At 59.6% G+C, this 14,547-nt stretch carries 14 protein-coding genes; 3 read left to right on the top strand and 11 right to left on the bottom strand.

Going from position 1 to position 14,547, the window contains the following annotated elements; genetic code table 11:
- Positions 1–36: 36 nt before the first annotated feature.
- From thrC to ffh, 9 genes are all read right to left on the bottom strand, one after another.
- On the bottom strand, positions 37–1,446 hold the full coding sequence (thrC, locus tag ACYZT6_RS03240; RefSeq protein ID WP_462025696.1) for a threonine synthase: 1,410 nt from the start codon (positions 1,444–1,446) through the stop codon (positions 37–39).
- Between the two features lie 104 nt (positions 1,447–1,550).
- A complete protein-coding gene (locus ACYZT6_RS03235; protein ID WP_027924910.1) occupies positions 1,551–2,855 on the bottom strand; it encodes a homoserine dehydrogenase in 1,305 nt (434 codons plus the stop codon).
- A gap of 133 nt (positions 2,856–2,988) precedes the next feature.
- On the bottom strand, positions 2,989–3,720 hold the full coding sequence (dsbC, locus tag ACYZT6_RS03230) for a bifunctional protein-disulfide isomerase/oxidoreductase DsbC (RefSeq protein ID WP_109628141.1): 732 nt from the start codon (positions 3,718–3,720) through the stop codon (positions 2,989–2,991).
- 285 nt (positions 3,721–4,005) lie between these two features.
- Positions 4,006–4,902 carry a site-specific tyrosine recombinase XerD gene (xerD, locus tag ACYZT6_RS03225; RefSeq protein WP_462025695.1) on the bottom strand — a complete coding sequence of 299 codons (897 nt, stop codon included), beginning with the start codon at positions 4,900–4,902 and terminating at the stop codon, positions 4,006–4,008.
- Between the two features lie 182 nt (positions 4,903–5,084).
- The gene (gene rplS / locus ACYZT6_RS03220; RefSeq protein WP_003175895.1) at positions 5,085–5,435 is read right to left on the bottom strand and encodes a 50S ribosomal protein L19; all 351 of its coding nucleotides are present in this window, start codon (positions 5,433–5,435) and stop codon (positions 5,085–5,087) included.
- A gap of 45 nt (positions 5,436–5,480) precedes the next feature.
- Complete coding sequence (gene trmD / locus ACYZT6_RS03215) at positions 5,481–6,254, bottom strand: tRNA (guanosine(37)-N1)-methyltransferase TrmD (RefSeq protein ID WP_173860472.1); 774 nt, start codon at positions 6,252–6,254, stop codon at positions 5,481–5,483.
- On the bottom strand, positions 6,236–6,772 hold the full coding sequence (gene rimM, locus ACYZT6_RS03210; protein WP_010463008.1) for a ribosome maturation factor RimM: 537 nt from the start codon (positions 6,770–6,772) through the stop codon (positions 6,236–6,238). Before rimM ends, trmD begins: the two co-directional genes overlap by 19 nt.
- Positions 6,773–6,777: 5 nt before the next feature.
- Positions 6,778–7,029, bottom strand: a complete 252-nt coding sequence (gene rpsP, locus ACYZT6_RS03205; RefSeq protein WP_010463010.1) for a 30S ribosomal protein S16 — start codon at positions 7,027–7,029, stop codon at positions 6,778–6,780.
- A gap of 250 nt (positions 7,030–7,279) precedes the next feature.
- The gene (ffh, locus tag ACYZT6_RS03200) at positions 7,280–8,656 is read right to left on the bottom strand and encodes a signal recognition particle protein (RefSeq protein WP_003209589.1); all 1,377 of its coding nucleotides are present in this window, start codon (positions 8,654–8,656) and stop codon (positions 7,280–7,282) included.
- A gap of 210 nt (positions 8,657–8,866) precedes the next feature.
- Here ffh and ACYZT6_RS03195 point away from each other — a divergent pair, with 210 nt between their 5' ends.
- The 3 genes from ACYZT6_RS03195 (at position 8,867) to ACYZT6_RS03185 (ending at position 12,646) form a co-directional block, all read left to right on the top strand.
- Positions 8,867–9,679: a cytochrome C assembly family protein gene (locus ACYZT6_RS03195; RefSeq protein ID WP_462025694.1), complete on the top strand. Its 813-nt coding sequence runs from the start codon at positions 8,867–8,869 to the stop codon at positions 9,677–9,679.
- A 12-nt stretch (positions 9,680–9,691) separates the two neighbouring features.
- Entirely contained in the window at positions 9,692–10,927 is a 1,236-nt protein-coding gene (locus ACYZT6_RS03190) for a transporter associated domain-containing protein (RefSeq protein ID WP_462025693.1), read from the top strand.
- Between the two features lie 402 nt (positions 10,928–11,329).
- Positions 11,330–12,646 carry an MFS transporter gene (locus ACYZT6_RS03185; RefSeq protein WP_462025692.1) on the top strand — a complete coding sequence of 439 codons (1,317 nt, stop codon included), beginning with the start codon at positions 11,330–11,332 and terminating at the stop codon, positions 12,644–12,646.
- A 114-nt stretch (positions 12,647–12,760) separates the two neighbouring features.
- Here the strand turns inward: ACYZT6_RS03185 and purT are convergent, their stop codons facing one another.
- Entirely contained in the window at positions 12,761–13,942 is a 1,182-nt protein-coding gene (gene purT / locus ACYZT6_RS03180; protein ID WP_462025691.1) for a formate-dependent phosphoribosylglycinamide formyltransferase, read from the bottom strand.
- A 99-nt stretch (positions 13,943–14,041) separates the two neighbouring features.
- A complete protein-coding gene (locus ACYZT6_RS03175; RefSeq protein WP_462025690.1) occupies positions 14,042–14,509 on the bottom strand; it encodes a preQ0 transporter in 468 nt (155 codons plus the stop codon).
- Positions 14,510–14,547: the final 38 nt, after the last annotated feature.

The following is a 14,547-nucleotide window of genomic DNA, read 5'->3' as shown; positions in this document are numbered from 1 at the left end:
AGGAGACGGGCTTCAAAATGTGACAGCTTTTACCGGTTACAGAGGCTTGCCGCGGTTGCCATGCTGACTGACAAAGGCCTGCACGGCTTTCAAATCATTCGGCAACACGGTGCAACGCTCATCTCGCTCAAACAAATCAGAAAGATGTGCAGGTAGTTCGAGCGCTTTTCCTACGCCGGCTTTCTCCACTGCATCCGGGAATTTGACCGGATGAGCCGTGCCGAGAATCACCATTGGAATATCCAGGCTACGACGGCATTCGCGCGCAGCCTTCACACCGATGGCGGTGTGCGGATCCAGCAGCTCACCGGTTTGCTCATAGACGTCGGCGATGGTTTCGCAGGTTTGCGCGTCATCCACGGCCAACGAATCGAACAACTTGCGGGCTTCGGTCCAGCGTTCCTGTTCAACGCTGAAACCGCCACCCTGCTTGAAGGTGTCCATCAAACCGGCAATCGCTGCGCCGTTGCGACCGTGCAGGTCGAACAGCAGGCGTTCGAAGTTCGACGACACCATGATGTCCATCGACGGCGACAGCGTGGCGTGCAAGGTTTCCTTGACGTACTGGTTGCCGCTCATGAAGCGGTGCAGGATGTCGTTGCGGTTGGTGGCGACGATCAACTGGTTGATCGGCAGACCCATGTTGCGTGCCAGGTAACCAGCGAAGATATCGCCGAAGTTGCCGGTCGGCACCGAGAACGACACTGAGCGAGCCGGGCCGCCCAACTGCAGGGCTGCGTGGAAGTAGTAGACGATCTGGGCCATGATCCGCGCCCAGTTGATCGAGTTCACCGCCACCAGGCGCGTGCCCTTGAGGAAGCTTTGGTCGGCGAAGCTCGCCTTGACCATTTCCTGGCAGTCATCGAAGTTGCCTTCGATAGCGATGTTGTGGATGTTCTCGCCGAAAATGGTGGTCATCTGCCGACGCTGCACTTCGGACACGCGGTTGTGCGGGTGCAGGATGAAGATGTCGACGTTTTCGCAGTGCTTGCAGCCTTCGATGGCGGCCGAACCGGTATCACCGGAGGTGGCGCCGACAATCACCACGCGCTCACCGCGTTTTTCCAGTACGTAGTCGAGCAGGCGGCCCAGCAGTTGCAGGGCAAAGTCCTTGAACGCCAGGGTCGGGCCGTGGAACAGCTCCAGCACCCATTCGTTGCCGTTCAACTGACGCAACGGTGCCACGGCGTTGTGCGAGAACACACCGTAGGTTTCTTCCAGAATCTTTTTGAAATCGGCATCGGGAATGCTGCCGGTGACGAACGGGCGCATGACGCGGAAAGCCAGCTCGTGATACGGCAGGCCGGCCCAGGAAGCTATTTCTTCCTGGGTGAAACGTGGCAGGTTTTCCGGGACGTACAGACCGCCGTCGGTGGCGAGACCGGCCAGCAGGACATCTTCGAAATTCAGGGCCGGTGCCTGGCCGCGGGTACTGATATAGCGCATAGGGGCAAACCTTCGGTTTGGGCTTCAAGGGGCAAGCTACAAGCTGCAAGCAAAAGCCGATCTGCCTTTGACTTGCTGCTTGAAGCTTGCTGCTTGCCGCTGTGTTAATTCAGGTGTTCGACACGGATCCGTACAACCGGACCCACTACACCCGTCAGTGCTTCGAGGGCGGCGATCGCGTCGTTCATGTGCTGTTCCAGCACGCGATGGGTCAGCAGGATCATCGGCACCAGACCGTCATGCTCTTCGACTTCTTTCTGCATGATCGATTCGATGTTGATGCCGCGCTCCGACAGGATGCTCGCGACCTGGGCCAGTACGCCCGGATGGTCTTTCGCCTGAATACGCAGGTAGTAGGCGCTTTCGCAGGCTTCGATCGGCAGGATCGGGTGCGCCGACAGCGAATCCGGCTGGAAGGCAAGGTGCGGCACACGGTTTTCCGGGTCGGAGGTCATGGCGCGAACCACGTCCACCAGGTCGGCGATCACCGACGAAGCGGTCGGCTCCATGCCGGCACCCGCGCCGTAGAACAGGGTCGAGCCGGCAGCGTCACCGTTGACCATCACCGCGTTCATTACGCCGTTGACGTTGGCGATCAGGCGATCGGCCGGGATCAGCGTCGGGTGCACGCGCAACTCGATGCCAGCCGCAGTGCTGCGAGCGACGCCCAGATGCTTGATGCGATAGCCCAGCGCTTCGGCGTAGTTCACGTCAGCGGTGGTCAGCTTGGTGATGCCTTCGGTGTAGGCCTTGTCGAATTGCAGCGGGATGCCGAAGGCGATGGAGGCCAGGATCGTCAGCTTGTGGGCTGCGTCGATGCCTTCAACGTCGAAAGTCGGATCGGCTTCGGCGTAACCCAGGGCTTGCGCCTCGGCGAGTACGTCTTCGAAGGTGCGCCCCTTCTCACGCATCTCGGTGAGGATGAAGTTGCCGGTGCCGTTGATGATCCCGGCAACCCAGTTGATGCGGTTGGCGGACAGGCCTTCACGGATCGCCTTGATCACCGGAATGCCACCGGCCACAGCCGCTTCGAACGCCACAATCACGCCCTTCTCGCGGGCCTTGGCGAAAATCTCATTACCGTGAACGGCGATCAGTGCCTTGTTCGCGGTGACCACATGCTTGCCATTCTCGATGGCCTTGAGTACCAGCTCGCGGGCAACGGTGTAGCCGCCCATCAGCTCTATAACGATGTCGATCTCAGGGTTCGTGGCCACTTCGAAGACATCGTTGGTAATCGCAATACCGGTCGTTTGGAACTGAGGCTTTGGCGTGCGCATGGCAATTTGTGCCACTTCGATTCCACGCCCGGCACGACGAGCAATTTCCTCGGCGTTGCGCTGAAGTACGTTGAAGGTACCGCCACCGACGGTCCCTAACCCACAGATGCCTACTTTGACCGGTTTCACTGTGAACTCCCCATAAAACGGCCGACTCAAGGCCGGCCGTGAAAACAGCCGCATGCTCGCGGCTCTCTATTAATGGCCCGACAAATGTTACCGCCGGACCATGATCGTCAAAGGCTGGCCGTGACGATGCGAATTATTTCGCGCCCAGCGCCAGTTTGGCGACTTGTGGCGCAGGCTGGTAGCCCGGAATGACCTGACCGTCCGCCAAAACGATGGCCGGTGTGCCGTTCACGCCGATCGACTGACCGAGGGCGAACTGCTTGGAAACCGGGTTATCGCACTTGGCGGCCTTGATTTCCTTGCCGTCGACCATCTTGTCCATGGCTGCTTTCTTGTCTTTCGAGCACCAGACCGCTTGCAGCTGTTCGTCACCCGGCGAGCCCAGGCCCTGGCGCGGGAACGCGACGTAACGCACTTCAATGCCGCGCTTGTTCAGCTCAGGCACTTCGGCATGCAGTTTGTGGCAGTACGGGCAGGTGGTGTCGGTGAACACGGTGATGTGCGATTTGGTTTCGCCGATCGCCGGGTAGACCACGGTTTCCGCGACGGGAATGGCGTTGACCAGTTTGGACACGCCCAGGCGTTCGGTCTTCTCGGTCAGGTTGATCGGTTTGCCGTCCTTGAGCTGGAACATGTAGCCCTGAACCACGTATTGGCCGTCGGCGCTGGCGTAGAGCACGCGGCTGCCTTGCAGTTTGACTTCGTACAGGCCCGGCAGCGGGCTGGCGGAGATGCTTTCTACCGGCACTTCGAGCTGGAGGTTTTCCAGGCTTTTACGGATTGCTTTGTCGGCCGCGTCATCGGCGACGGCAAAGGTGCTGACCAACGCAATGGCTGCGGCGGCGAAAATCTGGGTCAGACGCATGAGAACTCCTGAAGACGGACAAATGGGACGATCAGAACGCCCGTGCCGAAACACCGGGTCATAACCGCCCATCGTGCAAACCGGCAAAGCCTACCACATAAGGGCTGTGTGGCCGAATGCGGGTGACAAGACAACGCCCGACCAGCAAAAACACCACGATCCCTGTAGGAGCGAAGCTTGCTCGCGAAGGGCGTCAACGATAACGCGTGCTGTCTGGAAGAACATGTTGTCCAGACGTTCTTCGCGAGCAAGCTTCGCTCCTACACGGATCGCGCAGTACCTTGATCAGCCGCGCGGGTGGTGTTTGGCGTGCAGGTCCTGCAAGCGTGCGCGGGCGACGTGGGTGTAGATCTGCGTGGTCGACAGGTCGCTGTGGCCGAGCAGCATTTGCACCACACGCAAGTCGGCGCCGTGGTTGAGCAAGTGCGTGGCGAACGCATGGCGCAAGGTGTGCGGGGATAGCGACTTGCCGATCCCGGCGACCTTGGCCTGGTGCTTGATGCGGTGCCAGAAAGTCTGGCGGGTCATCTGCTCGCCGCGCTGGCTGGGGAACATGACATCGCTGGGACGTCCGCCGAGCAGTTCCTGGCGGCCATCACGCATATAACGCTCGACCCAGACAATCGCCTCTTCGCCCATCGGCACCAGGCGCTCCTTGCTGCCCTTGCCCATCACCCGCAGCACACCCTGGCGCAGATTGACCTGTTCCAGTGTCAGGCTGATCAGCTCCGTCACCCGCAGGCCGCACGCGTAAAGCACTTCGAGCATGGCGCGGTCACGCTGACCGATAGCCTCGCTCAAGTCCGGGGCTTTCAGCAGCGCTTCCACGTCTGCTTCCGACAGAGATTTAGGCAACGGCCTACCCAGTTGGGGCATATCGACACGCAAGGTCGGATCGACGGCGATCAGCTTTTCCCGCAGCAAATAGCGATAAAACCCACGCACGCCGGAGAGAAATCGCGCCGTGGAACGGGGTTTGTAATTCTGCTCCAGGCGCCAGGCCAAGTGATCGAGGATCAATTCACGGCCGGCGTTGATCAATTCCAGGCCCTTGTCCTGCAGCCAGCCGTTGAACAGGGCCAAGTCACTGCGATAGGCATCGCGGGTGTTGTCCGACAGGCCCTTCTCCAACCACAGGGCGTCGAGGAATTGGTCTATCAGGGGATGATCGATGGCGGGCATAGAGGCTCAGGTAACTGGAAAACTGAAGGTAAGTCTTTCATAGCCTGCCGGGGCTTTATAGAGCCTGATGTAAACGCGGTGTCTGGTGGATCGATTCGCGGGCAAGCCACGCTCCCTCAGGTAAATCGCAGGCAACAAAAAAGCAGCCCGTAGGCTGCTTTTTTCTGCATCGGAAGCTGGGCTTAAGCCAGTTTTTCCTTGATGCGAGCTGCTTTACCGGACAGGTCACGCAGGTAGTACAGCTTGGCTTTACGTACGTCACCGCGACGTTTAACGGCCATGCTGTCGATTTGCGGGCTGTAGGTCTGGAAAGTACGCTCTACGCCAACACCGTTGGAGATTTTACGAACGGTGAAAGCACTGTTTACGCCGCGGTTACGCTTGGCGATAACAACACCTTCGAACGCTTGCAAACGCGAACGGTCGCCTTCCTTCACTTTCACCTGAACGACAATAGTGTCGCCCGGGGCAAAGGTAGGGATCTCTTTGGTCATCTGCTCTGCTTCGAGTGCAAGGATGATTTTGTTAGTCATGCTGTGCTCCTAAGGTAAATCAACGGACTTACCATCGATACGTTGTTAACTATCGTCCCGCTCGCGGATGTATTCCTCGAGCAGCTTCTTCTCTTCTCCAGAAAGCGAGCGGCTTTCCAGAAGATCGGCGCGTCGTTCAAAGGTCCTACCAAGGGACTGCTGTAAACGCCAACGCCGGATATGCGCGTGATTGCCACTTAGCAACACGTCGGGAACACGCTGATCCGCATACACCTCAGGTCGGGTGTAGTGCGGGCAATCCAGCAAACCATCCGTAAAGGAATCTTCCTCGGCGGAGTCCGCATGCCCTAAAGCTCCAGGCAGCAGTCGTGTAACCGCATCGATCAGGACCATCGCCGGCAGCTCGCCGCCAGACAGTACATAGTCGCCAATCGACCACTCTTCATCGACATGAGCATCAATAAAACGCTCGTCAATGCCTTCATAGCGGCCGGCAATCAGGATCAATGCATCCAGATTCGCCAACTCGCGTACCGCCGACTGAGTCAGTTGACGGCCTTGGGGGGACAGGTAAATTACCTTCGCCGCCTCCCCGGCTGCTGCCTTGGCCTGAACCAATGCATCTTCCAGGGGCTTGATCTTCATCACCATGCCCGGACCACCGCCAAATGGGCGATCGTCCACAGTGTGATGTCGATCCGTCGTGTAGTCTCGCGGATTCCAACAGGTGAGCTGCAACAGCCCCTGTTTCACCGCACGACTGGTGATGCCGTACTCGCTGATGGCGGAGAACATCTCGGGAAACAAACTGATCACTTCTACGCGCAAGTTAGCCACGCTTAGAAGTCCGCATCCCATTCCACCTTCATCTCGCCTGCTGCGAGGTCGACGGCCAACACGCATTGCTCCGTATAGGGCAACAGGCGTTCGCGATCATCCAGGCTGCCAGCGCAAGGCTTGACCACCATTACATCATTGGCGCCGGTTTCCAGAAGATGATCGATTTTCCCGAGCAATTGCCCGAGTTGATCAATGACCTTCAGACCTTCCAGCTGGTACCAGTAGTACTCGCCGTCGGTCAATTCAGGGAACAGGTTGCGCGGCACGCAGATCTCATAACCGGCCAGAAGACGAGCTTCTTCACGATCATCAAGACCCTTGAGCTTTGCGACCAGGAACTTGTCGTTCCCACGTCCGCTGACCAGCTCGACCTGTTTCACATTGCCTTCGCGCTTGAGCGTCCAGGTTTTGTACTGCAACAGGTTTTCAGTCGGATCAGTAAAGGAATAAACCTTCACTTCGCCGCGAACGCCATGAACAGAATAAATCTTGCCGATAACGATCAAATCATCAGCAATGGCTGGCGTCGCGTTCATATTGCTCAGGCCGCAGCCTTAGATGCATCCTTCAACAACTGAGCAACACGCTCAGAAGGTTGTGCACCAACGCTCAGCCAGTAGGCTACGCGCTCTTGGTTCACGGACAGACGGACTTCTTGACCACGAGCAACAGGGTTGAAGAAACCAACCTGTTCCTTGTGCGAACCGTCGCGCGGGTTGCGGCTGTCGGTTACGGTCAAGTGGTAAAACGGGCGCTTTTTGGAGCCGCCAAGGGCAAGACGGATTGTTAGCATGTGAACATCGTTCCTGTAGTCGGTGCTGCAAATCTAAAGGCACAGCGGGCATAGGTGCCCGAAAGGCCGCATATTCTAAGGAATATCCGGACTTTTGCAAATGTCTTTTTCCGGCGGCCTATCGGACGCCATGCAGATTTGCTATAGAGCCGTCGTTGAAAACGGCCAGTCAGCTCCCGCCAAGTGCGGGTTTGCTGGAGTTCCCACATTACTGTGGTACTGCACCGACATCGCTGTCGGTGCGGATTCTTTACATTTTTGGCATGCCGCCGCCGGGCAACATACCGCCCATGCCGCGCATCATTTTGGCCATTCCGCCTTTCGCGGAGAATTTCTTCATCATCTTCTGCATCTGCTTGTGCTGCTTGATCAAGCGACCGATGTCCTGCACCTGGGTGCCGGAACCCATGGCGATCCGGCGTTTGCGCGAACCGCTGATCAGCTCAGGGTCGCGGCGCTCGGCCGGGGTCATGGAATTGATGATGGCTTCCATTTGCTTGAATTGTTTCTCTGCCGCACCCTGGGCATTGCCCATCTGCGCCAGGTTCACGCCGCCGATGTTCGGCAGTTTGTCCATGAGGCCGCCGAGGCCGCCCATGTTCTTCATCTGTTGCAGCTGATCGCGGAAGTCTTCGAGGTCGAAGCCCTTGCCCTTCTTCAACTTTTTAGCAAGCTTGTCGGCTTTGTCCTTGTCGAGCGTCGCTTCCGCCTGTTCGATCAGGCTGAGCACGTCGCCCATGCCGAGGATGCGCGAAGCAATACGCTCGGGGTGGAACGGTTCGAGCGCTTCGCTCTTCTCGCCCATACCGATGAACTTGATCGGCTTGCCGGTGATGGCACGCACCGACAGGGCGGCACCGCCACGGGCGTCGCCGTCGACCTTGGTCAGGATCACACCGGTCAGCGGCAATGCGTCGCCGAAGGCCTTGGCCGTGTTGGCGGCGTCCTGGCCGGTCATGGCGTCGACCACGAACAGGGTTTCGACCGGGTTGATCGCGGCGTGCAATGCCTTGATCTCGCCCATCATCTCTTCGTCGATGTGCAGACGACCGGCGGTATCGACGATGACTACATCAATAAACTTAAGCTTTGCTTCTTTTATAGCCGCTTGCGCGATGTCGACCGGCTTCTGGCTCAGGTCGGACGGGAAGAAGGTAACGCCCACTTCACCGGCGAGCATTTCCAGCTGTTTGATCGCCGCCGGACGGTAAACGTCCGCGGACACGACCATGACCGACTTCTTCTTGCGCTCTTTAAGGAAGCGCGCGAGCTTGCCGGCGGTGGTGGTTTTACCCGCACCCTGCAAACCGGCCATCAACACCACGGCAGGCGGAACGGCGCTCAGGTTCAAGTCTTCGTTGGCGGCGCCCATCAGGCTTTCGAGCTCGGCCTGGACGATCTTCACGAAGGCCTGGCCCGGCGTCAGGCTACGAGACACCTCGGTGCCGACGGCGCGCTCCTTGACCGAATTGACGAAGTCTTTCACCACCGGCAAGGCGACGTCGGCTTCGAGCAACGCCATGCGCACTTCGCGCAGGGTGTCTTTGATATTGTCCTCGGTCAGCTTGGCCTTGCCGGTGACATGGCGCAGCGTCTGCGAGAGACGGTCGGTTAAGTTTTCAAACATTGCGCGATCCTTTCAGGCCCTGTGTAGACCGGGATAATGGCGGCCCAGACCGGAATAAACATGTGCTCGGCGAGCCTGCGGCGTGGGCAGGTCGCGGATTATAGCGAAGACTGCGTCTGGCGGACACCTCATCGTCAGGTTGCATGGTCTTTCGTGCTACGGGGGTTCTATGCCAAACTCAGCGCCTTTCGGGCTTGCCTAACAGGATTTATGCTCCCCTTGTCACCCAGTTTGCTGACTACCCTCGCCGCCGCCTGCTTATATGCCGCTGCGACCCTCTATCAAGGCACTCGTCTGGCCACCGGCGCCAAGGCGAACAAGCGCCTGCTGGTCACGCTCGGCGTGCTTGCCGTGCTGGCTCACAGCGCCAGCCTGTTCACCCACCTGCTGACACCGATTGGCCTGGGCCTGGACTTTTTCAGTGCCGCCAGCCTGATTGCCGCGGCAGTCATCGCCCTGACCCTGCTGGCCTGCTCGCGGATCCCCGTGGAAAACCTGCTTATATTGCTGTTCCCGCTCGGTGCCGCCACGGTGTTGCTGGCGCAGTTCGCCCCCGCCGGTACGGTGCAGATCATCGACGAAGAGCCGGGCATCCTCGCCCACATCCTGCTGTCGATCCTCGCTTACGGCATGTTCACCATCGCGATGTTTCAGGCCTTGTTGCTGCTGGTGCAAGACCATCAGCTCAAGCACAAGCACCCTTCAGGGCTGATCAAGAACTTTCCGCCGCTGCAAACCATGGAGAGCCTGCTGTTCGGCTTCCTCTGGGCCGGCTGGACCCTGTTGTCGCTGTCACTGATTTCCGGCTGGTTGTTCGTCGACAACCTGTTCGCCCAGCACCTGGTGCACAAAACCTTGCTGGCTTGCCTGGCCTGGATCGTCTTCAGCGTGCTGCTTTGGGGCCGAAACCGCCTCGGCTGGCGCGGACACAAGGCCATTCGCTGGACCCTCGCCGGTTTCTGCCTGCTGATGCTGGCGTACTTCGGCAGTAAGCTGGTCCGTGAATACATCTTGCACATCTGACGGGCGGCATTAATGGACGACTTGCCCATAGGGCCGATGCTCGCGGTATTGGCCTTGCTGATTTTATGGTCGGGGCTGTTTACCGCTATCGAAACCGCGCAACAATACTTGTTGGCCCAGCGAACCGCCTCGCGCTCCAGCGATAAACCGGTCGCGAAGCTGAGCTTCCCGCTCAACAGCCTGATCTTCTGCAATACCCTGTGCCGCGCACTGGCCGTGGTCATCAGCACCTTGCTGGCGATCTTCATCTGGGCAGAAAACGGTCCGTGGATTGCCTGTGCAGGCGCCGGTGCCGCGCTTCTGGTGTTTGCCGACTACCTGCCGCGCACCCTCGCCGTGCGCTATCCCGACGCTGTTCTGGCCTTGGGAAACACGCTGCTCGGCGCGCCACTGAAAATCATCTACCCGGCCGCCTGGCTGCTCAACGGTTTGACTCAGCTGCTTATGCGACCGTTTGCCCGCAAAGTCAAAGTGGTGCAACAGAGCGAAGACGAGAGCCCGAACGACCGGAAGGACGATTACGATCAAGCCGTCTGCCGCCCGCACCCGCTGTCGGGCATCCACGCGCTGGACAACATCACGGTCAATGACATCCTGGTGACCCGCAGTGACGTCGACGGGATCAACCTCGACGACTCCCTCGCAGAAATCATCGAGCAACTGCGTAACAACAAGCGCACGCGCCTGCCGGTGTTCCACAGCGACATCAACCAGGTCGAAGCGGTGCTCAATACCCGACAGATCCGCCACTTGCTGGCCGATGCTAGCCTGACGCTAGAAGCACTGCTGGCCGCCAGTCACGAACCGTACTTCGTGCCGGAAAGCACTCCGCTGCAGCTGCAGCTGCTGAATTTCCACAAACAGCAGCGGCGCCTGGGCATGGTCGTCGACGAGTACGGTGAAGTACTGGGCATCGTGACCCTGGAAGACATTCTTGAAGAAATCGTCGGCGAATTCGAAAGCCAGCACAGCCTGGACAACCCGCACATTCATCCGCAGGCCGATGGGCGCCTGATGATCGAAGGTGCGGCGTCGATTCGCGAATTGAACAAGAGCCTGGGCTGGCACCTGCCCAGCGATGGCCCGAAAACTCTTAACGGGTTGGTGACCGAGGCGCTGGAGACGATTCCGGACAGTGCGGTGTGCCTGAAGATCGGGCGTTATCGGCTGGAGATTCTGGAGACGGAAGACAATCGCGTCACGCGCGTGCTGATCTGGCATACCAGCTCCGTGCCTGCAGTGATCTAAACCCAAACACATATCCTGTGGCGAGGGGGCTTGCCCCCGTTCGGCTGCGAAGCAGTCGCAGGTTCGGCACACGCGGTGTGTCAGGAAGAGCACTGTCGCAGGTTTTGGCACTGCTTCGCAACGCAACGGGGGCAAGCCCCCTCGCCACAGAGACCTCGCTAATCCCAAGCCACTTGTTTGATCGTTAGCCACCTTCCTATAATCAAATCCGCTTACCCAAGCCCCGCCGGACCACGTGCTTACCCCGCACGCAGCAGGTTCCGGCCAGACCATCGGCAAAATCCGCACTACACCGACGACTGTTCCTACCTTGAACAGCGGCCGCGCCTCACTCCCACATCCCTGGGTGTTCGACCATAATAATTCGCTCCACTGGGGCACATGACTGTCAGGGATAACCGCATGACGACCAGCACGACTTATAACGAAACCACGCCTGCGCAACCGACAAACTCCGCCACCCGCGTGGCCACGGCGAGTTTTATCGGCACGGCCATCGAGTTTTACGATTTCTACGTCTATGCCACAGCCGCTGCGCTGGTGATCGGTCCGGTGTTCTTTCCGCAGACTTCCGGCACCGCCCAGATGCTGTCGGCGTTCCTCACCTTCGGCATCGCCTTCCTCGCAAGACCCTTGGGCTCGGCGCTGTTCGGCCACTTCGGTGACCGCGTCGGGCGCAAGTCGACCCTGGTCGCTTCGCTGCTGTTGATGGGTGTGTGCACCACGCTGATCGGTGTATTGCCGGGTTACGACAGCATCGGGGCCTGGGCGCCGATCCTGCTGTGCGTGCTGCGTTTCGGCCAAGGCCTTGGCCTGGGCGGCGAATGGGGCGGTGCGGCGCTGCTGGCGACGGAGAATGCGCCCAAGGGCAAGCGCGCCTGGTTCGGCATGTTCCCGCAGCTCGGTCCTTCGATCGGTTTTCTGGCGGCTAACGGCCTGTTCCTGACACTGGCCATGACCCTGAATGACGAGCAGTTTCGCTCGTGGGGCTGGCGGATTCCGTTCCTGCTCAGCGCCGCGCTGGTGATGGTAGGCCTCTACGTGCGGCTCAAACTCCACGAAACCCCGGTGTTTGCCAACGCCATGGCCCGTCAGGAACGGGTGAAGATCCCGCTGGTCGAGCTGTTCAGTCAGTACTGGGTGCCGATGCTGCTGGGTGCCGGGTCGATGGTGGTGTGTTACGCACTGTTCTACATCTCGACCGTATTTTCGTTGAGTTATGGCGTGTCGACACTCGGCTACAGTCGCGAAACCTTCCTCGGCCTGCTGTGCTTCGCCGTACTGTTCATGGCGGCGGCAACACCGTTGTCGGCCTGGGCCAGCGACCGCTACGGGCGCAAACCGGTGCTGATCATTGGCGGTGTGTTGGCGATCCTGTCCGGATTCTTGATGGAACCGCTGCTGACCCAAGGCTCGACCTGGGGCGTGGCGCTGTTCCTGTGCATCGAGCTGTTTCTGATGGGCGTGACGTTTGCGCCGATGGGCGCGCTGCTGCCAGAGTTGTTTCCAACGCATGTGCGGTATACCGGCGCGTCGGCAGCCTACAACCTGGGCGGAATCGTCGGGGCCTCGGCGGCGCCGTTCTTCGCGCAGAAACTGGTGGCGATGGGCGGTTTGAGTTATGTCGGCGGGTATGTGTCGGGAGCGGCGGTGCTGAGTTTGATTGCGGTGCTGTGTCTGAAGGAGACGCGGCATAACGATTTGAACCGGGTGGCCTGAATCAAAAGCATCGCCAGCAGGCTGGCTCCCACATGGAAATTGGGTGTACACAAAATATGTGACCAACCCATAACCCTGTGGGAGCTAGCCTGCTAGCGATTGCCGCGCCTCGGTTTACAGCTCTACAACAACAGCCTGAGAAGCACGGGTCGCTTTAGCACGAGCCAATTCGATCGACTCATCCCGCGCCAACGCCACACCCATCCGACGCTGACCATTGACCTCTGGCTTGCCAAACAGACGCAACGCCGTGTCCGGCTCGCTCAACGCAGCCCCCAGATTGGCGAAAGCGGTCTGGGTCGACTGCCCTTCCACCAGAATCACCGCCGACGCCGAAGGCCCGAACTGACGGATCAGCGGAATCGGCAGGCCCAGAATCGCCCGTGCGTGCAGCGCGAACTGCGACAGGTCCTGGGAAATCAGGGTCACCAGGCCGGTGTCATGCGGGCGCGGCGAGACTTCGCTGAACCACACCTGATCACCTTTGATGAACAGCTCGACACCAAACAGACCACGGCCGCCCAGGGCTTCGGTAACGGCTTTGGCGACGCGCTCGGATTCAGCCAGGGCAATCGGGCTCATGGCTTGTGGCTGCCAGGATTCCTGATAGTCGCCCTTCTCCTGACGGTGACCGACTGGCGCGCAGAAGGTCGTGCCGCCCACGTGACGCACGGTCAGCAGGGTGATTTCGTAGTCGAAGTCGATGAAACCTTCAACGATCACGCGACCTTTACCGGCACGGCCGCCTTCTTGTGCGTAATCCCACGCGGTTTTCACATCATCGGCGCTGCGCAGCAGGCTCTGGCCTTTGCCCGACGAGCTCATCACTGGCTTGACCACGCACGGGAAACCCAGGTCCTGGACGGCTTTGCTGTAGTCCTCGAAGGTGTCGGCGAAGTGGTACGGCGAGGTCGGCAGGTCCAGTTCTTCAGCGGCCAGGCGACGGATGCCTTCGCGGTTCATGGTCAACTGCGCGGCGCGCGCGGTCGGGATCACGGTGAAGCCTTCGGCTTCCAGCTCAACCAGGGTCGCGGTGGCGATGGCTTCGATTTCCGGCACGATGAAGTGCGGCTTCTCGGCTTCGATCACGGCACGCAGGGCGGCGCCGTCGAGCATGTTGATCACGTGGCTGCGATGGGCGACTTGCATTGCCGGCGCGTTGGCGTAACGGTCGACGGCAATCACTTCAACGCCCAGGCGTTGCAGCTCGATCACCACTTCCTTGCCCAACTCACCACAGCCACACAGCAATACGCGGGTCGCGGTTGGCGACAATGGAGTTCCGATACGGGTCATCTCAGGTCCTCAAGAAGCGGATCATCGAGGGATGCAACGCCTGGCGCGCTTCCCATGGGGAGAAAGCGCGGCATTTTACATGAACCGAGGGGTTTGGCTTCAGCTGGCGATGGCCTGTTTACGCAAGCGCCAGGCCATGATCAGCCACACGACCGTCACGCCGGCAAACTTGGAGGCCATGGCGGTGAGGATCACGCCCGGGGTGAAGGCGTCGATCATGCCGAAGAAGATGAAGGTATCGAGGGGAATGCTCAGGGCCGAACTTATCCACAGGCGATCGTGCAACGGGCGTTTGGTGATGCTGAACACCAGCCAGTCGATACATTCGGACACCGCGAAGGCCGTGGCGCTGGCCAAAGCGATGGACGGATCGGAAGTGACATAAGACAGGACCAGCGCCGCGAGCATCGCCGCGATGGCGCCGTGGCCGAAGCGGGTTTGCACCATGTCGCGCAAGACAAACACCAACCCGCCCCAGGCTGACCAGATGATGTCCAGGTGCGGGGCGGTGGAAAAGGCGTAGTTGATCAGTACGACGCTGCTGATGTAGGCGATCAGGAAGAGCATGGGGTGGCGGGATACCTGTCAATTTGGCGCGTAGATTA

The organism is Pseudomonas sp. RT6P73 (assembly GCF_054897715.1).
Note: the sequence above shows the minus strand (reverse complement) of the source record. Positions and strands in the feature narration are given on the sequence as shown.